This window comes from Dyadobacter sp. HNCC25DJ187 (assembly GCF_056895255.1).
On sequence record NZ_JBXHAT010000002.1, the window covers coordinates 1380475 to 1399897 of the forward strand.

Sequence of the window (19423 nt, forward strand, 5' to 3'; positions counted from 1 at the left end):
ATCATCATGAAATTTCGAACATATCTTGAAAACATTGTGGGGATTGAAGTCTTCCCTCTGATTTCGCTGGTCATATTCTTCCTGTTCTTTGCCTCTCTGATCATATTTGTACTGCGCATTGACAAGAAATCGCTGGGCAAAATGAGCAATCTGCCCTTAAACGACGGGGTGGTGAAAAAATCCGTTATGTCACTGCTGCTGATTGTATTCACGTCGTTGTCTGCATTTGCCCAGAATGAAGAGCCAATCAGAGCTGTGACCGGTACAGATCTGATACTCTACGTCATATTAGGAGTTTTATTCTTTGTAACGGTTCTGGTTGCAATCGTGCTTGCAAATGCACTAAGTCTGCTAAGTCAGTTATCTACTAAAAAAGGTCCCGAAGGAGAATCGACTGCTGTATTCAGCGAGCATTGGTGGAAAAAATTTGCAGGAGCAGGAGTTTCTCTGAAAGATGAGAAACATATCCTGATCGACGGACACGATTACGACGGGATCCAGGAACTCGACAACCGTATGCCGCCATGGTTACAATCACTTTTCGTAGCTACTATTCTTATTGCTATCGGCTATTCTGCCTACTATTTTAGCGGAATGGGTGATATGCAGCTTGCCGAACTGGATAAGGAAATTGCTCAGGCCGAAATTGAAAAGAAAGCCTATATGGAGAAGGTGGGCGCCAGCATGGATGAGAATTCAGTAACTGCATTAACAGACGCTGCTATACTTGCGGAAGGTCAGGCGCTGTTTCAGGAAAAATGTACGGCTTGCCATGGCCCTGACGGTGGAGGTTCTGTAGGACCAAACCTCACAGATGCCTATTGGCTTCATGGCGGCAGTATCCGTGATATATTTAAAGTTGTCAAATATGGTGTTCCTGAAAAAGGGATGATTTCATGGGAAAAGCAACTATCCCCCACTGATATTCAAAAAGTATCAAGCTATGTATTGTCTTTAAAAGGCACTAAACCAGCTACACCAAAAGAGCCTCAGGGCGAACTTTTTGAAGGAGATCAATTGAGTGCCAAATAAAAAACCGGTGATGTCAAGGATAAATTTGGGCCTTGACATCACCACAAATATCAAATACAATGAAAACCTTTGATATTCCCGAGCAGGACGAGTACTTCCGCGATCATTTCAACGCGGTAACGGAGGATGGGAAGAGAAACTGGTTTTATCCTCAAAAACCAAAAGGTAACTGGCACAACCGCCGTGTCTGGTTTACTGTAGTGTTACTTGGCTTACTATTTGCGGCACCCTTCATCAAATTAAACGGACAGCCACTTCTGCTGCTCAATGTTCTCGAACGCAAGTTTATCATTTTCGGAATTTTTATAGGTCCGCAGGATTACTGGCTATTCGGTCTCACCATGCTTTCTTTCATGGTATTTATCGTTCTGTTCACTACAGTTTTCGGCAGATTATGGTGTGGTTGGGCTTGCCCGCAAACCGTTTTCATGGAAATGGTTTTTCGTAAGATTGAATATGCGATTGAGGGCGATGCAGGTAAACAAAAACTCCTCAACAAAGCACCCTGGAATACAGATAAAATCATCAAAAAAGGATCCAAGTATTTTCTCTTTCTGGCTGTATCTTTTCTGATTGCCAACTTGTTGCTTGCCTATGTTATTGGTGTGGACGAATTGAGTAAAATCATTAGTGAACCCATTGGAGAACATATTCCTCTTTTCTCCGGTATTGTAGCATTTACGGCTATCTTTTATTTCAATTTTGCATGGCTGCGCGACCAGGCTTGTACAGTGGTTTGCCCTTACGGTCGTTTGCAAGGCGTTCTCATGGATCGCAATTCTATTGTGGTGGCCTATGACTACAAACGCGGCGAAACCAGAGGGAAATTACACAAAGGCAAAGAACGTACTGAAGGTGATTGTATAAGTTGTAACCAATGTGTGGCAGTTTGCCCGACAGGGATCGACATCCGTAACGGTATGCAGATGGAATGTGTAAACTGCACTGCTTGTATTGATGCCTGTGATTCGATCATGGACAGAGTCGGTTTTGACCGTGGACTCATCCGCTATACCTCAGAAAATGCCATTGTCAATAAAACCAGTAAACTGATTACACCGAGAGTTATCGGCTATGTAGTAGTACTGATCTTACTGTGGTCGGGGCTGGGTTTCATGCTCGCTTCGCGCACAGATACACAAACTACGATGTTCCGCGCTCCTGGTAGTCAGTATGTAGAGAATAAAGATGGCTCCATCAGCAATCTGTATACATTCAAGATTTTCAATAAAACCAATCATGTAGTGCGTCCGAAATTGGTATTGGAGAATTCACAAGGCAAACTGATTTTTGCCGGAACACCGGATCTCACGCTGGATGGAGCAGGAATGGCGCAGGGGACCGTGTTCATTGTTATTCCAAAATCAGAATTGACCAGCAGAAAAACCAAACTGAAATTATCGGTTTATCAGAACAATGAAAAACTGGAGACTTTCGAAACAACCTTCATGGCTCCGCAAAACTGATTAAACCACATCACACCAGGTTATTCAACTTAAAGGCTTAAAGCCATCACTATCATGAAATTCAATTGGGGTACCGGAATTGCCGTTTTGTATCTGGGTTTTGTAGCCATGATACTTGTACTTGTGAGCATGAGTACAAATCAGAAGATTGACCTTGTTACCAGCCAGTACTACGAAGAAGAAACCAAATTTCAGGAAAAGATCAATAAGACAAATCGCGCCAACGCGCTTGAAAAACCATTGGTTTGGGAATTGAAAGAGGAAGGACTCAGCATCACTTATCCTGACAATACCATAGACCAGCAGTTATCAGGAACGATCAAACTGTACTGTCCGGCTAATGAAAAAAACGACCGCAGTTTCGATGTTATCGCCAGTGGTCATCAACAGCTTATACCTGCCTCTAAAATCCCTGTTGGGCGTTACCGTCTTCAGATTGACTGGAAGAATGGTACCGAAACCTACTGGAATGAGGATGTTATTGTCATGAATCCATAGTTAACAAATCAGGATTTACACAATTCCCATGATCACTTTTCTTCCATATCTGGCATTTTCAATGGGACTGATGAGCAGTTTTCATTGCATTGGTATGTGCGGGCCCATTGCACTCGCACTACCCGTTCAGAAAGGAAACCGCTTACAACAATTCGCAGCACTTATTGTTTACAATTCAGGACGGGCAATCACTTATTCCCTACTCGGACTGCTGATAGGATCAGTAGGTGCTTCGCTCGCGTGGATCGGCTATTTACGTTACTTATCTGTACTGGCAGGTTTTGCAATGCTGATCTATGTATTCTGGCCTGCCACGTTAGATAAGTATTTCCACCCACCATTGTTCTGGCAAAAAGCAGTCGGGTTTGTAAAAAAGAAAATGGGCGACATGCTCCGCAGCCGAAAAATGTACAGCTGGCTTTTATTGGGAAGTTTCAACGGACTCCTCCCCTGCGGCATGGTATATCTTGCTTTAATCAGTTCCGTGGCGACCGGAAGTATGGCGGGTGGCGGGCTTTACATGCTACTATTCGGATTGGGAACCATGCCTATGATGATGGCGGTGGGGTTCTTCAAGCAATGGTTTACACCCGCGCTTCGTACCCGCATCAGAAAACTGACTCCTATTATGCTTGCTGTGGCCGGCGTGTGGCTGGTAGTTCGTGGTGTAATGATTCAATATCCTTCTTCCTCAACCCCTGCATCATCGCAGATTACGATTTGCCATGGCAAATAAAATTCACTCATCTGACTCTCTATAAATCAGTTTCTTACCTCCATGATCAGTCCCATCTCCGGAATTATGGAGGTAGAGCTTCTTGCCTATTGCAACCAGCTTAACACTGATTACAATACCCACAACAGTAAGTTTTTCAGATGACGAGCATCATGTTTTCCGGTTCGGCACATCGCTAGTTTTGATCTTTATAAACATACATCAAAACAACTTTTCTTATGGATAAGGATTTGCTGTTCAAATACAACACGCCGGGTCCACGCTATACCAGCTATCCCACGGTTCCTTACTGGCAAAAAACACCACCTACCCAGGCAAGCTGGCAAAGTCTGGTAAAAAATGCCTTTTCGATTTCCAATCAAAAAGAAGGGATCAGCCTGTATGTTCATTTACCCTTCTGCGAAAGTCTGTGTACTTATTGCGGATGCAATACGCGTATCACGATCAACCATGCGGTTGAAACCAAATATATCAATGCCGTTCTGAAAGAATGGAGCCTCTACTTTTCCATTTTGGGGAATGAAAAACCTGTAATAAGAGAAATCCACCTGGGTGGGGGCACTCCTACTTTCTTCAGTCCGGAAAACTTGCAGCGGTTGATTAAAGGACTGACTGAAAATGCATTGATTCATCCTAAAGCACAATTTGGATTTGAGGCACATCCCGGTAACACTACCGACGAGCATCTTCTGGCACTCTATGAAGTAGGTTTCCGCAGAATCAGTATTGGTGTACAGGACTTCAACCCGATTGTACTTGCGATTATCAATCGTCATCAGACTTATGATCAGGTAGCTCATCTGACACGTAAGGCCCGTGAGATAGGTTATACCTCTGTCAATTATGACATTGTATACGGTCTTCCTCAGCAAAAGACATGTTACATGATGGAAACCATGATGAAGGTGATCAAACTAAAACCGGATCGTATCGCATTTTACAGTTACGCGCATGTACCTTGGATTAAACCCGGTCAGAGAAGTTACACTGAATTGGATTTGCCGGATGCGGATAAAAAAATGGCAATTTATGAAACCGGAAGAAATGCGCTGGAACTGGCAGGCTATAAGGATATAGGCATGGATCACTTTGCGCTTGAAACCGACGAACTGTATATCGCTCAAACCGAAAAGCGCCTTCACCGGAATTTCATGGGCTATACCGACACCCGCACGCGACTGCTGATAGGACTGGGAGCCTCTTCCATCAGCGACACCTGGGATGGCTATATTCAGAATGAGAAACGGGTAGAGGATTATTACAAAAGAATTGCGACCGGTGAGCTTCCCATTGCAAAAGGACATGAACTCACCAGAGATGACCAGGTGCTTCGTCGTCATATTCTGAATCTGATGACCAAATTTGAAACTTCATGGCGCAATCCGGAGGAAGTTTGCGACGAGGTATACAAAGCGATAGAACGACTTGCCGAAATGGAAATGGACGAACTCATTAGCATAGAACCGTATCACTTACGTATTACTGAAACCGGTAAGGCTTTTGTAAGAAACGTATGCATGGCATTTGACGCCCGTTTGTGGGAGAATGTACCTCAATCGGCATTATTCAGTCAAACCGTATGATCAGTTAAGTCCCGGATTTGCTTCTGAATCCCGGGATTTTATCCTAATAAATTCTGACACTTTTTAACCTTTAAGCACCAATTAGTTACCATGGGTGTCGGTTTTCAAAACGTACGTAAACCTTGTTACCTTCAACTATCTCCTGTACCTTGTATGTTCGATCATGATATATTAATTCATACAAAGGTGATGACACGCCATATAGAGATGCTTGACGCCCTGTTTAAACATGCGACTGAAGGAATTGTTGTAGTCAATAAATCGGGCGAAATAGTGATGCTCAATCCAAAGGCAAGGGATCTGTTTGGATATAGCGACATGGATTTAGTTGGAAAAAAAATAGAGACACTGATCCCTAACCGATTTGCCCGCAACCATGTCAATTACAGAGATGAATACCTGGAAGCTCCCAAAGCCAGAGGGATGGGTCACTCCATGGATCTGTATGCAAGAAGGCACGATGGTTCAGAGTTCCCGGTAGAGGTGAGTTTAAGTCCTTTCAAGACAAGTGACGGTGAATTTGTAGTCAGTTTTGTCATTGACATTACGGAGAGAAAGAAACAGGAGAATCGTATTATTGAGGCAAATCTTGAAATTCAAAAACTGAATGCTGAGTTGGAAGAGCGTGTAAATCAGCGTACAAAAGAACTGGCCACGGCTGTACGTAAAGTGGAGGAATCGCAGGATGAGGTAATACGTGCTTTGAAAAAGGAACGCGAGCTGAACAATATGAAAAGCCAGTTCGTAACCATTGCGTCTCACGAGTTCAGGACACCTTTGGCTACCATATTGTCGTCGGCGTCACTGATAGGCCGCTATGCAAAAACGGAAGATGAAGAAAAAAGGCAGAAACATGTGTTGCGTATCAAATCCGCGGTAACCAACCTCACGGAAATTCTCAATGATTTTCTGTCCATCGGAAAACTGGAAGAAGGACGGGTGCAGAGCATTCCGGTATCCATGAAACTGGAGGAGTTCAGTATTGGTTTGATTGAAGAAATCAAAGGTCTTTGCAAAGAAGGCCAGCAGATTCAATTCACCTATGAAGGCATTCTGGAAGTATGGCTCGACAAGCAGCTTTTGCGCAACGTGCTTTTCAATCTGATCTCTAATGCCATCAAATACTCCGACGCAGGCAAGTGTATACATTTTCAGATCAAAGCCGGTGAAAGTTTGGTCTCCATTGTCATCCGCGATGAAGGAATTGGTATACCCCTGGCTGACCAGGCTCATATATTCGAGCGCTTTTTCAGAGCGCATAATGCAGGAAATGCACAGGGCACCGGACTAGGGCTCAATATCGTTCAGAATTATATTGATCTGATGGGCGGACTGGTGTCGTTCGAAAGTGAGGTGGGAGTAGGAAGCACATTCCATATTAAATTGCCCAATCACCACCCGGAACATAATAAAACGATTCATTTTTCTCTTTGAGAATTAACAATATTAAAGAAGCATAACAACATCACCTTGGAAACCAGGAAAATACTATTGATCGAAGATAATCCGGAAATGCGTGAAAACACGGCAGAGATTCTGGAGCTGGCCAACTATGAAGTAGTAACAGCACAAAATGGGAAGGAAGGTGTTGCCATGGCAAATCAGACAAACCCTGATCTGATCATTTGCGACATCATGATGCCCGAACTCGACGGATACGGCGTACTGCATTTACTGGGAAAAGACGAAAAAACGTCGAATATTCCATTTGTATTCCTGACTGCCAAAGCTGAAAAGGATGATTACCGTAAAGGCATGACGATGGGGGCCGACGATTACCTGACCAAACCCTACGATGATGTTGAGCTTCTGAATGCTGTTGAAATCCGCTTAAAGAAAAGTGAACGGCTGAAACGTCATTTCGACAGATCCGCGGAAGGCTTGGATCAGTTTATATTGGAGGCAAAATCTTTCGACCTGATTGCCAAACTGGCTGAGGATAAAAAAATTAAAGGTCTGCGGAAGAAAGAGACGGTTTATACCGAAGGCAGTTACCCATCTAATGTTTTCTTTCTTCAGAAGGGAAAAATAAAAGCATACAAGGCCAATGATAATGGCAAGGAATACATCACTGATCTTTATAAAGAAGGAGATTTTTTCGGTTATCTTGATTTACTGCAGGGCGAGCCGTATCAGGAAACGGCCATTGCACTGGAAAAATCAGAAGTAGCTATGATACCGAAAGATGATTTTTTCAATCTGCTCCAGGGCAATAGAGAAGTGGCATCCAAGTTTATTAAAATGCTGTCTAATGAAATCAAAGACAGGGAGGAACGATTACTTCAGCTAGCTTACAACTCTGTTCGCAAGCGGGTAGCGCAGGCACTGGTTATGCTGGTACAACGATACCAGGAAGATCGCACCAAACCTTTTTCGATGTCCATCACCAGAGAAGATATCGCTTCCATGGTGGGCACTGCTACAGAAACTGTAATTAGGACTTTATCTGATTTTAAGGACGAAAAGCTGGTAGATATGAAAGGTAGCCTGATAACCGTACTGGAATACGAAAAACTGGTACGTATGCGTAATTAAAAACAGTAATACTAGATTTTACTTTGACGTGGATTGATTTAAAAACCGGGATGAACTTTTTCCGGTTTTTATTTTGTCAGACAGGAAACCATTAATCGCCCCGCACGTTCCGAAGCGCCCTCCTTACCTACCCTGTCTTGTAGCTCGGCATAATCTCTCAATTGCTGATCTCTTTTGACTCCGCCTGGCAAAATGGCTTTTAGCTCTTCACGTATAAAGTTCTCATTGAGCTCATCCTGAATTAATTCCCGCACAACTTCTTTATCCATAATCAGATTCACCAGCGATATAAACCGCACCCGGATCAGTCTTTTGGCAATGGCGTAAGATAAAGAACTGGTTTTGTAGCAAACTACCTCAGGCACGTTCAGTAGCGCCGTCTCCAACGTTGCTGTTCCGGAAGTAACCAGCGCTGCGTCTGCTGTGTTTAGAAGATCGTAAGTGGATTCGTAAACAATCTGAGCCTTTCCTGCGGCCAGATATTGCTCATACAATGTGGATGGCAAATTTTTCACACCCGCTATGACAAATTGGTAATCCGGAAAATGAGGTTGTACAGCAAGCATGACATTCAACATACCAATAATTTCCTGCTTGCGGCTTCCGGGCAACAACGCAATGATGGGTTTGTCAGTAGCCAGGTTATTTTTTATTCTGAAGTCGACATCCGGTTTGAAAGCTGCAATCGCATCCATCAGCGGGTTCCCCACATAATCTACTTCATAATCATATTGACGGTAGAAGTCTATTTCAAAAGGAAATATGACAAACATACGATCTACATTCTGCTTGATTTTCAGTGCTCTTTTCTGGTTCCAGGCCCAAACCTTTGGCGAAATATAATAGAACACTTTCAACCCTTTTGTTTTGGCAAAAGAGGCAATACGCAGATTAAATCCGGGGTAATCAATCAGAATAATCACATCCGGCCGGTAGGCAGTAATATCTTTTTTGCACTGTTTCAAAAAGCCGGAAATCTTATGCAGGTTCTTAGCCACTTCTAAAAACCCCATGAATGCAGTGTCCTTGTAGTGCGTTACGAGATCCATACCTTCTGTCCGCATAAGGTCACCACCCCAACCGCGAAAAACCGCTTCCGGATCATTTTCCTTAATTCCTTTGAGCAGGTTTGCTCCGTGCAAATCCCCGGAACGTTCTCCGGCAATAAGGTAGTATTTCATGTATTAGCTGTTTGCAGTAAGCTCCTAGCTTTGTGCTACGCTTGAATTTTTATGAGCTGTCAGCCTTTTCTGACGTTTTCGTTGCACTATCTAAAATTCCTTGAGGATATTACCGGCTATCTCTAAAAGCCTGCATTATTCTCCGTAGTACTCCACAAAGTTCTTAGGAGTTTCAATCAGTTTGATATAGTGTAACTTTGCAAGTGGAGCTGCTTCAGCAATTGCAGGAGCCAGGATCTTCCAGATCTCCATGACAAATATTTCACACGAAGCCATTTTTCCTGCCATAAAATCCACATCCATATTCAGGTTTTTATGATCCACCTTATCTACGACTTTTTGCTTGATAATATCACCCAGTACTTTCAGGTCGATTACGAAACCTGTATCTGCATCAGGCGTTCCCTTTACTGTAACAATCAACTCAAAATTATGTCCATGCCAGTTGTTGTTAGCACATGGCCCAAAAACTTCCTGGTTTTTTTCCTCAGACCACGCAGGATTAAAAAGCCTGTGGGCAGCATTGAAATGCTCTTTTCTTGTTACGTAAATCATAAAACTTTCTTCTCTCTTAATAATAGGCTACAAAATTACAGCTTGTATCCGTAGTTTTGCAGATAAACAGTCGGATAACTAAAAAAAATCCTATTTACGCCAGAAACTTAGAGTAGATGCATAAAAATCAGTACTCTTATCTGGCATTCTTTTACCGATTCTAACAACAAATTGACTATGATAATCGTAACAGGTGCAGCCGGATTCATTGGCAGCGGATTGATCAGCCAACTGAATACGGAAGGCTTTAAAAACATTATTGCCGTCGACGACTTCTCGAAAATCGAAAAAGCCGCAAATCTGGAAGGAAAGACAATAAAAGAAAAAGTGGAGCGTGCCGAACTCTTCTCCTGGATTGACAAAAACTACCGCGACGTAGAATTCATTTTCCACATCGGAGCAAGAACAGACACAACAGAATTTGACAAACAGATTTTCGACGAACTGAATGTCAACTATTCAAAAGAAATATGGAACAGATGTGTAGAATACCAGATTCCGCTTGTTTATGCATCTTCTGCCGCTACTTATGGATTGGGTGAACTCGGTTATGACGACAATGAAGCAACCATTTCGCAGCTAAAACCACTGAATCCTTACGGCGACTCAAAGAACGAATTTGATATATGGGCATTGGCTCAGGAAAAGAAACCTTTGTTCTGGGCGGGTCTGAAATTTTTCAACGTATACGGACCTAATGAATACCATAAAGCCCGTATGGCTTCTGTAATCATGCATGCCTATAACCAGATCAAGGCGACAGATAAAATGAAACTTTTCAGATCGCACAATCCTGACTACCGCGACGGAGAACAGATGCGTGATTTTATTTATGTGAAAGATCTGATTGATGTATGTATTTTCCTGATGCACCACAGAAAGAATTCGGGAATTTATAATCTGGGTAGCGGGCAAGCACGCACATTCAAAGATCTGGTAGAAAATACTTTTAAAGCCATGGACAAGACTCCGGATATCTCATTTATCGATACGCCTATCGATATTCGTGATAAGTATCAGTATTTTACAGAAGCTAATATGAGCAAACTTCGTTCGATCGGTTATGACAAACCTTTTCACACTCTGGAAGAAGGTGTTGCAGATTATGTAAAAAATTATCTTTCGTCAGGATCTTATTTATAACCGTCCTAAGATACAGTATGCCTGCAAACTTATGATTTACGTCATAAATTTGTGGGCTTTTTTATGTATTTTTGGCCCTCTCAATAAACTCAATCCCGATTCTTTGTGTTACATCAATCGAGGATATAGCGCGATAATAATACTACTATGAGCAAAGAAGATGAATTGTTGGAAGAAATCACCAGTTCAGAATACAAATATGGCTTTGTAACTGACATTGAGGCTGATGAGGCCCCTCCGGGGCTGGATGAAGACATTGTTCGGTTTATATCTGCCAAAAAGAATGAGCCTGAGTGGATGTTGGAGTGGCGTTTGAAAGCTTTCCGTATGTGGGAAAATATGACAGAGCCTAAATGGCCTAATGTCACGTATCCTAAAATCGATTTTCGGGCCATTAAGTACTATTCAGCTCCTAAAAAGAAAAAGCAGGTGGATAGTTTGGACGATATCGATCCCGAACTTCGTGATACTTTTGAAAGATTAGGTATTTCTCTGAATGAGCAAAAAAGATTATCAGGAGTGCCTGTTGCGGTAGATGCTGTGATGGACTCTGAATCTGTATTTACTACATTTAAAGAAACACTGAGAGAGAAAGGGATTATTTTCTGCTCAATCAGTGAAGCCATCAGAGAGCATCCGGATCTGGTAAAAAAATACCTTGGATCAGTGGTTCCACCTAAGGATAATTTTTATGCAGCATTGAACTCTGCAGTATTCTCTGACGGATCATTTGTTTACATTCCAAAAGGTGTTCGTTGCCCCATGGAGCTTTCTACCTACTTCCGTATTAATGCGGCAGGTACAGGACAGTTTGAGCGTACGCTGATCATTGGCGATGCTGACAGCCATGTGAGTTATTTGGAGGGATGTACTGCGCCGATGCGTGATGAAAATCAACTTCATGCTGCCGTGGTTGAAATATTTGCGCATGAAAATGCAAACATCAAGTATTCAACTGTACAGAACTGGTATCCTGGCGACAAAGACGGTAAAGGAGGTATTTATAACTTTGTAACCAAAAGAGGTATTTGTGACGGAGCTGGTTCCAAAATTTCCTGGACTCAGGTAGAAACAGGTTCGGCGGTAACGTGGAAGTACCCCTCTGTCATATTGAAAGGTGATAATTCTATCGGAGAGTTCTATTCGGTAGCCGTGACCAACAATATGCAGCAAGCCGATACTGGTACCAAAATGATCCATATTGGTAAAAATACCAAAAGCCGTATCGTATCGAAAGGTATATCTGCAGGGAAAAGCCATAACTCCTACCGGGGATTGGTTCAGGTTTTCAAAAGAGCTGAGAAAGCAAGGAACTTTTCGCAATGCGACTCCCTGCTTTTGGGTGACAGATGCGGTGCGCATACATTCCCGTATATTGAAGTGAATAACCCTTCGGCTATGGTCGAACATGAAGCTACTACTTCAAAAATCGGGGAAGATATACTTTTCTATTGCAACCAACGCGGTATTCCTACCGAGCAAGCAGTAGCATTGATCGTAAATGGTTATGCCAAAGAAGTACTTAACCAACTTCCGATGGAATTTGCGGTAGAAGCTCAAAAACTGCTGGAAATCAGTCTTGAAGGTAGCGTTGGCTAACTTTAAAATTGTAATTTTTTTAAGTTATTAATACAAAAAACCTTTGAATTTTCAAAGGTTTTTTGTATTTTTTTTATATCCATATTTAACAAAAGCACTACTTGTTTCTGTAGAAATTTCGTCTATTTTTTGTATTTTTGGTCACATACGATTTAGTAATGCCACCAATCAGAGGATACAGCTTTGCACTTTACAAGCAGTACCCTGTGGCAATCATTTACCTGAGTTAAAAATAAATGGGCCATCTACCTAAACTGATAGAAGATTTAGCACTGATACTGATTGTAGCAGCCATAACCACTTTGCTTTTCAGAAGAATAAAGCAACCGCTGGTATTGGGATATATTATTGCGGGGTTACTGGTAGGGCCTCACCTTTCTTTAACACCTACTGTTGTTGATACAACCAACGTAAAAATTCTGGCAGACATAGGTGTAATCTTTCTCCTATTTAGCCTGGGTCTGGAATTCAGTTTCAAAAAGCTGATGCGCGTGGGAGGCGCCGCTTCTGTCACCGCATTTGTAGAAATTCTCTTTATAACCATTACCGGTTATTTTCTGGGGAAACTCATGGGCTGGTCTACCATGGACAGCATGTTCCTGGGTGGTATGCTGGCTAGCTCTTCTACCACTATTATCATCAAAGCCTTCGATGAGCTCGGTGTTAAAACCAAATTGTTTGCCAGGATCGTTTTCGGCGTGCTCGTTGTAGAAGATATTGTGGTAATCCTATTGATGGTTTTGCTTTCTACAGTAGCTATCACGCAGCAATTTGAGGGCAGTGAGATGTTGTTCACCGTTGCCAAACTCTTGTTCTTCCTTGTATTATGGTTTATTGCCGGTATATTTCTGCTTCCTTCTTTATTAAGATTGGTGAAACCATTACTGGACGAAGAGACACTGCTTGTTCTCTCAATCGGGCTTTGCCTTGGAATGGTTGTATTGGCAACACAAGTAGGGTTTTCGGCAGAACTTGGTGCTTTCATTATGGGTTCCATTCTGGCTGAAACTACAACTGCAGAAAAGGTGGAACATCTCCTTACACCTGTCAAAAACCTTTTCGGTGCTATTTTCTTTGTCTCAGTGGGGATGTTGATAGACCCAGAAATGATCATCGAATACCGCTGGCCGGTTATTCTGGTAACGTCCTGGACACTGATCGGGAAATTGGGCAGTACCACAATCGGGGCACTCATATCAGGACAACCTCTCAAACAGGCCGTTCAGGTCGGGATGAGTATGGCACAAATCGGCGAATTTGCTTTCATTGTGGCAGCATTAGGTCTATCACTGGGCGTGACCAGCGATTTTATATTCCCGGTTGCAGTGGGTGCTTCTGCCATTACTACATTTACAACGCCCTACCTGATCAAGTTTTCTGAGCCTTTTTACAACTTCATTTCCCGGAAACTTCCTCCGAGATGGATCCGAGCGTTGAATAATTACTCTTCAAGTACACAAAACATTCAGGCTGAGGGTGACTGGCAGAAGGTATTTAAAGCGTATTTAAATATCGCCATTACAAATGGAATCGTGCTTTTGGCATTTATCCTGCTTTCTCTGAAATTCCTGTTGCCCTTTCTGGATGAGAATATCGAGAATGATACTACAAGGAGCATCATTGCACTTGTTATTTCTTTTGGAGTTTCAGCGCCTTTCTTGCTGGCTTTGATGACAAAGCGTCCCAACAATATGGGCTATAAAGAATTGTGGCTGGATAAAAAATACAGTCGTGGCCCCTTATTGGTACTAGAAATCATCAGGAACGTAATAGGATTACTCATTATAGGCTTCTGGATAGACCGACTTTTCTCTACCAAGATTGCCATTCTGATGGCTGTTCCCGCTACTTTGTTTGTATTATTTATGTTCTCCCAACGTATTCAAAGATTTTATCAGCGTATTGAAGGCAGATTCCTTAGTAATCTCAATGCGCGGGAGCTCGAAGCTGAACAAGAGAATGCATCATCAGAAAATTTATTGAGAAGGCACTTCAGTCCACAATCCGATTTATCTCCATGGGATGCTCACATGATTGACCTGGAGATCAATCCGTTGGCCAAATATGTAGGAAAAACCCTGGAAGAGCTTGGATGGCGCGAAACATTCGGAGTGAACATTGCTTATATCAAGCGTGGAGATAAGTTGATTTACGCTCCGGGCCGGGATAACAGATTGCTGCCTTTTGACAATATCGGTATCATTGCCACCGACGAACAGATGCAGGCTTTTAAGCCGGTTTTCGATACGAGTGAGGAAGGTAACATCAAAGAGCAGGACGTTGAAGACATTATTGTTCAAAAGTTCGTGGTAGACGAGCATAACAAACTAAAAGGCCTGACTATTCGTGATTCGGGTATACGTGAAAAAACCAACGGACTCATTATAGGTATACAAAGAAATAAAAGCAGAATACTGAATCCAAACTCCAACACCACTTTCGAATGGGGTGACATTGTATGGATTGTTGGTGAAAGAAAGAAAATTCAAAAGCTCAACGAAGCATAAACGTCTATAGCTTATAACTGGCGGAGCTCAGGTAACAGTCCCTGAAGCCCGCCGGTATGTACAGCAACTACAATCTGCCCCGACGTGAAGAAACCCTTCTCCATCAAATCGTACAAACCAAACATCATTTTCGCGGTATAAACCTGCTCCAGTTGTATTGCATGACGATTATGAAAGTCCGTTATAAAAGTGAGTAACTCAGGTTTCCATTTACCGTATCCCCCGAAATGGTAATCAGTTTGCAAATACAATTTGCCCTTGTTGTCCTGGTTTTTCAAAAGTGCATGTATATCATTCTCGAGAAAATCACCTCCTTTGAGTGCAGAAAATGCCAGTACATGATTGCCTGTCCCTAAAATTCCCGCTGCTGTACCTCCTGTTCCTACCGCTGTGGCATAATAATCCGCTTTGATACCAGCCACTTCTACCTCTCCTACCATCTCCCGGAGTCCCTGTAGTGCCAGAGAACTACTTCCCCCTTCCGGAATGAAATAAGGATGATCAAACCGTTCAAGCAATTCCTGTACGTACATCGGATCGTGTCGTTTCCGATACTCTTCCCGGGAAACAAACACAAGTCTCATATTTTCTGCTTCACAGAATAATAAGGTAGGACTTAATCTTTGACCTATTTCTTCTCCCCTTACAATTCCTATGGTCTCCATACCCAATGCTTTTCCCGCTGCAGCAGTTGCATAGAGATGATTGGAATAAGCGCCTCCAAAAGTCAATAAAGCCTGCTTTCCCTGTGCCAAAGCGTCTTTCAAATTGTATTTCAGTTTCCGCCATTTATTACCTGAAACCTGGGGATGAATCAGATCATCTCTTTTTATATATAGCTTGATGCCGGCGTCTCTAATGACGTCATCTGAAAGTAACTGTAAAGGTGTTGGCAGAGAAGGAACGAGTTTATCCACTTAATTTGATAATTTTGTCATTTGAATGTTGTAATAAGCCATTTGCAAAACCAGCATTCTATTTAGTCAATTTGCCTCTTACTTTTAGCATGTCAGAAAACGACCTCGAAATATCTTCTGAAGAAGACGATCTGTTTGAACACTACCGAATAGTCGCCGACAAAGGGCAAAGTCCCATGAGACTGGACAAATACCTCAGCCTACATGTTGCCAATGCGTCGCGCACAAAAATACAAAATGGAATTGACGCAGAAGCGGTAAAAGTAAATGGTCAGGTAACGAAGGCAAGCTATAAAGTAAAGCCCATGGACGTTGTCACGCTTTCCTTACCCGAGCCTCCAAGAGATACAGAGATCATTCCCGAAAATATTCCTTTGGATATTATTTACGAAGATGATGTGTTGCTGATCGTCAATAAGCCTACCGGAATGGTGGTACACCCTGCCTTCGGGAACTGGACAGGCACGCTTATCAATGCCCTTGTTTATCACTTCCAAAATCTGCCAACGGGTCGTAACGGAGAAGGCCGTCCTGGCTTGGTGCACCGCATTGACAAAGATACATCGGGGCTGCTTGTGATTGCCAAAACGGAGTTTGCCATGACCTTCATTGCCAAGCAGTTTTCGGATCATACTATTGAACGTACATATAATGCTCTGATCTGGGGAGAACCCAAAGAAACGAAAGGAACGATAATAGGACATATAGGCAGGAGTGCAAAAGATCGCAGAGTGATGGACATTTACGAAGATGGCTCCCAGGGAAAACATGCAGTAACGCATTATGAAACTATCAAACCCATGCGCTATGTGTCATTAATCAAATGCAATCTGGAAACCGGACGAACGCATCAGATCCGGGCGCACATGCAGCATATAGGACACCCTATTTTTAACGATACTGTATATGGTGGTCAGAAAATCCTGAGAGGTGGTACTACGGGTAGTTACAAAGCTATGGTTGAAAATTGTTTCAGCTTCCTACCTGGCCAGGCACTTCACGCCAAATCATTAGGCTTTGTACATCCAAAGACAAAAGAGTGGATGCAATTCGATACGGAGCTTCCTGAAAACTTCCAGGCTCTCATGGAAAAATGGGATAAATATGTTCAGAATCAATAGCTAAAATTGTATCTTGTAACCTTTCCTCATCCAAGTATATAGCGTATGAATGTGACCACCCGTCAAGGAACTGCAGAAGATATCCCAGCCATTTTTGATCTGATTAAAGAGCTTGCCATTTACGAAAGAGCGCTGGATCAGGTATCTAATAATGTAGACAAACTGACCCGAGATTACAACGAAAAATTGTTTGATTTTTTCGTAGCAGAGTCTGACTCTAAAATTATTGGCCTGTCGTTATACTATTTCAGATACTCAACCTGGAAGGGTAAACGGTTATACATGGAAGATATCATCGTTACAGAAGATATGCGTGGTAATGGAATAGGTAAAATACTTTTTGATGCTACCGTGGCTTCAGCAAAGGCAACGGGATGTACAGGCATGATGTGGCAGGTACTGGACTGGAATACTTCAGCAGTTGGTTTTTACCGTAAATACGGCACGAACTTCGATAACGAATGGATTAACTGTAATCTCGATTTTTAAATCAAAATCCCGTCAGTACCAAGAACTTCTTTTGTATTGACGGGATATATTTTTCTCAGTCCAGCAAATCGGGACGTCTTTCTCTTGTTCTTTGAACAGCTTGTCTGTATCTCCACTCCTCAATCTTAGCCTCGTGCCCCGACATTAAGATGTCCGGCACAACATGCCCTTCAAAATCTGCCGGGCGCGAATATACAGGGGGAGCCAGAAGGTTATCCTGAAAAGAATCTGTTAAGGCTGAAGTTTCATCATTCAGAACTCCCGGCAATAGCCTGATGATAGCATCGGAAAGCACAGCGGCAGCCAGTTCTCCGCCTGAGAGCACATAGTCCCCAATACTTATTTCCTTTGTAATGAATATATCCCGCACACGCTGGTCCACACCCTTATAATGTCCGCAGAGCATGATCAGATTTCCTTTCAAAGAAAGCGAATTGACCATTTTCTGATGCATTTGCTCGCCATCCGGAGTCAGATAAATGATCTCATCATAAGTTCTTTCTGCCTGTAGCGCGCGTATACATCGTGCGATCGGCTCAATTTGCAACACCATACCTGCCCCACCACCAAATGCATAATCATCAATAGTCCGATGCTTATTGACAGAATAATCCCGTATATCGTGCAAAACAACCTCCACGTAACCACCCTGCTGAGCACGTTTCAGGATTGAATGTGCAAAAAAACTTTCAAGCAGCCCGGGTACACAGCTAATGATATCAATCCGCATCGTCCGGAGTATTTGTACCATCCGCATCCAGATATACATCCAGTAATCCTTCGGGCAAGTTTACAATCAATTTATTGTTTTCTTTATCAGCTCTCAGCACTATATCCTCAGCAGTAGGAATCAATACTTCCACACCCTTATATTCCATGGCGATCAGGTCCTGGCCATTTAGAGAGTAAACCTCTCTGATAGTCCCTAATTCTCCCAATTGTTCATCAATGACGGTGTAACCCTTAATCTCATGATAGTAGAAATTCTCATTATCCAGCTCTTCAAGCTCATCCAGAGACAAGAACAGTGAACTCCCTACCAACGCCTGCGCTTTTTCAATCGTATCTATGTCTTCAAAAGTAACAATAGCGTTACCTTGCTTCTGAAGATTAAAGTTGGCGATAAAATAAGGTACCAACTCCCCACGCTGTTCCACATATACGGAATCAAGTTCGTCGTAATCTTCCGGATAATCCACGTCCAGGAAAATAACCACATTGCCACTTGTGCCATGTGTCCTGACGATGTAACCCAGTAAAAAACAGTTATCCTGTGTCACTCTGATTTTATTTAAAAGTTGAAACTCTATAAATGAGTATGAGTCTGCGCGGTAAACCGACAGACTCATACTCATTAGAAAAAAGCTTAATTATTCCGCTGTTTCTGCTTCGTCAGCAGGTGCAGCAGCTTCGTCAGTAACTTCTTCAGTTACCTCTTCTGAAACTTCTTCTTCTACAACTACAGGTGCATTTTTCTTAGCAATAGCTTCTGCACGATTCTGATTTACTTTACGTTCAGCTTCAAGCTTCGTATTTTTATCAGATTCTTTTTGCTTAGAAAGCGTATCAGCAGCAGTTGCTTTACGTCCTGTTTTCGACTCTTTCCACTCTTCAAAGCGAGCATCAGCCACTTCCTGAGTGATAGCACCTTTGATAACGCCTACCTGAAGGTGTTTTTTCAACATCACTCCTTCGTGTTGCATGATCGAACGAGCTGTGTCTGTTGGCTGAGCACCTTTAAGCAACCAGTCAACTGCTTTACCTGTTTCCAAAACGATTGAAGCAGGATTTGTTCCCGGGTTGTAACTTCCCAGTTTCTCGATGAAGCGACCATCACGTGGTGCTCTGGCATCTGCGACTACGATATCATAAATCGCTTTCTTTTTGCGTCCACGACGCGCTAATCTAATTTTTACTGCCATTATTGAATTTGTTTTGCGGGAACTCGTCCCTTAATTAGGCTGCAAAGGTATGAATAATTGTCAATGATTAACGCGTACTAATCAATGAATTTCATAAAAAAAGGGAAATCAGTTACCTGACTTCCCTTTCATTTATCTT

Annotated in this window: 18 protein-coding genes; 12 read left to right on the top strand and 6 right to left on the bottom strand. The window is 42.6% G+C overall.

Annotated elements, in window-relative coordinates:
• Positions 1-6: 6 nt before the first annotated feature.
• From AC1XUE_RS16700 to AC1XUE_RS16730, 7 genes are all read left to right on the top strand, one after another.
• On the top strand, positions 7-1032 hold the full coding sequence (locus tag AC1XUE_RS16700) for a cbb3-type cytochrome c oxidase N-terminal domain-containing protein (RefSeq protein ID WP_483357128.1): 1026 nt from the start codon (positions 7-9) through the stop codon (positions 1030-1032).
• Positions 1033-1091: 59 nt separating this feature from the next.
• Complete coding sequence (ccoG, locus tag AC1XUE_RS16705; RefSeq protein ID WP_483357129.1) at positions 1092-2498, top strand: cytochrome c oxidase accessory protein CcoG; 1407 nt, start codon at positions 1092-1094, stop codon at positions 2496-2498.
• 54 nt (positions 2499-2552) lie between these two features.
• Positions 2553-2996, top strand: a complete 444-nt coding sequence (locus AC1XUE_RS16710) for a FixH family protein (RefSeq protein WP_115831530.1) — start codon at positions 2553-2555, stop codon at positions 2994-2996.
• A gap of 28 nt (positions 2997-3024) precedes the next feature.
• Positions 3025-3732, top strand: a complete 708-nt coding sequence (locus AC1XUE_RS16715) for a sulfite exporter TauE/SafE family protein (protein WP_483357130.1) — start codon at positions 3025-3027, stop codon at positions 3730-3732.
• 218 nt (positions 3733-3950) lie between these two features.
• A complete protein-coding gene (gene hemN / locus AC1XUE_RS16720) occupies positions 3951-5315 on the top strand; it encodes an oxygen-independent coproporphyrinogen III oxidase (protein WP_483357131.1) in 1365 nt (454 codons plus the stop codon).
• 189 nt (positions 5316-5504) lie between these two features.
• The gene (locus tag AC1XUE_RS16725) at positions 5505-6749 is read left to right on the top strand and encodes a PAS domain-containing sensor histidine kinase (protein WP_483357132.1); all 1245 of its coding nucleotides are present in this window, start codon (positions 5505-5507) and stop codon (positions 6747-6749) included.
• Positions 6750-6785: 36 nt separating this feature from the next.
• Positions 6786-7850, top strand: a complete 1065-nt coding sequence (locus AC1XUE_RS16730) for a response regulator (protein WP_483357133.1) — start codon at positions 6786-6788, stop codon at positions 7848-7850.
• Between the two features lie 68 nt (positions 7851-7918).
• Here AC1XUE_RS16730 and lpxB read toward each other — a convergent pair whose 3' ends face one another.
• Both lpxB and AC1XUE_RS16740 read right to left on the bottom strand, forming a co-directional pair.
• Entirely contained in the window at positions 7919-9031 is a 1113-nt protein-coding gene (gene lpxB, locus AC1XUE_RS16735; protein WP_483357134.1) for a lipid-A-disaccharide synthase, read from the bottom strand.
• Between the two features lie 135 nt (positions 9032-9166).
• Positions 9167-9586: a 6-pyruvoyl trahydropterin synthase family protein gene (locus AC1XUE_RS16740; RefSeq protein ID WP_115831534.1), complete on the bottom strand. Its 420-nt coding sequence runs from the start codon at positions 9584-9586 to the stop codon at positions 9167-9169.
• A 177-nt stretch (positions 9587-9763) separates the two neighbouring features.
• On the opposite strand from AC1XUE_RS16740, the gene rfaD reads away from it, so the two are divergent.
• The 3 genes from rfaD to AC1XUE_RS16755 all read left to right on the top strand — a co-directional run bounded on the left by rfaD (position 9764) and on the right by AC1XUE_RS16755 (position 14835).
• The gene (gene rfaD, locus AC1XUE_RS16745) at positions 9764-10729 is read left to right on the top strand and encodes an ADP-glyceromanno-heptose 6-epimerase (RefSeq protein ID WP_483357135.1); all 966 of its coding nucleotides are present in this window, start codon (positions 9764-9766) and stop codon (positions 10727-10729) included.
• A gap of 147 nt (positions 10730-10876) precedes the next feature.
• Positions 10877-12328: a Fe-S cluster assembly protein SufB gene (gene sufB, locus AC1XUE_RS16750; RefSeq protein ID WP_483357136.1), complete on the top strand. Its 1452-nt coding sequence runs from the start codon at positions 10877-10879 to the stop codon at positions 12326-12328.
• 236 nt (positions 12329-12564) lie between these two features.
• Positions 12565-14835: a monovalent cation:proton antiporter family protein gene (locus tag AC1XUE_RS16755; protein WP_483357137.1), complete on the top strand. Its 2271-nt coding sequence runs from the start codon at positions 12565-12567 to the stop codon at positions 14833-14835.
• Between the two features lie 11 nt (positions 14836-14846).
• Here AC1XUE_RS16755 and AC1XUE_RS16760 read toward each other — a convergent pair whose 3' ends face one another.
• Entirely contained in the window at positions 14847-15752 is a 906-nt protein-coding gene (locus tag AC1XUE_RS16760; protein WP_483357138.1) for a 1-aminocyclopropane-1-carboxylate deaminase/D-cysteine desulfhydrase, read from the bottom strand.
• 89 nt (positions 15753-15841) lie between these two features.
• Between AC1XUE_RS16760 and AC1XUE_RS16765 the strand changes: the two genes are divergently transcribed.
• On the top strand, positions 15842-16873 hold the full coding sequence (locus tag AC1XUE_RS16765) for an RluA family pseudouridine synthase (protein WP_483357139.1): 1032 nt from the start codon (positions 15842-15844) through the stop codon (positions 16871-16873).
• Positions 16874-16918: 45 nt separating this feature from the next.
• Positions 16919-17362: a GNAT family N-acetyltransferase gene (locus AC1XUE_RS16770; protein WP_483357140.1), complete on the top strand. Its 444-nt coding sequence runs from the start codon at positions 16919-16921 to the stop codon at positions 17360-17362.
• A 55-nt stretch (positions 17363-17417) separates the two neighbouring features.
• Here AC1XUE_RS16770 and trmD read toward each other — a convergent pair whose 3' ends face one another.
• The 3 genes from trmD to AC1XUE_RS16785 form a co-directional block, all read right to left on the bottom strand.
• Positions 17418-18092 carry a tRNA (guanosine(37)-N1)-methyltransferase TrmD gene (trmD, locus tag AC1XUE_RS16775; protein ID WP_483358003.1) on the bottom strand — a complete coding sequence of 225 codons (675 nt, stop codon included), beginning with the start codon at positions 18090-18092 and terminating at the stop codon, positions 17418-17420.
• On the bottom strand, positions 18082-18642 hold the full coding sequence (gene rimM / locus AC1XUE_RS16780; RefSeq protein WP_483357141.1) for a ribosome maturation factor RimM: 561 nt from the start codon (positions 18640-18642) through the stop codon (positions 18082-18084). The genes trmD and rimM overlap by 11 nt, the downstream gene beginning before the upstream one ends.
• 90 nt (positions 18643-18732) lie before the next feature.
• Positions 18733-19284 carry a 30S ribosomal protein S16 gene (locus tag AC1XUE_RS16785; RefSeq protein WP_483357142.1) on the bottom strand — a complete coding sequence of 184 codons (552 nt, stop codon included), beginning with the start codon at positions 19282-19284 and terminating at the stop codon, positions 18733-18735.
• Positions 19285-19423: the final 139 nt, after the last annotated feature.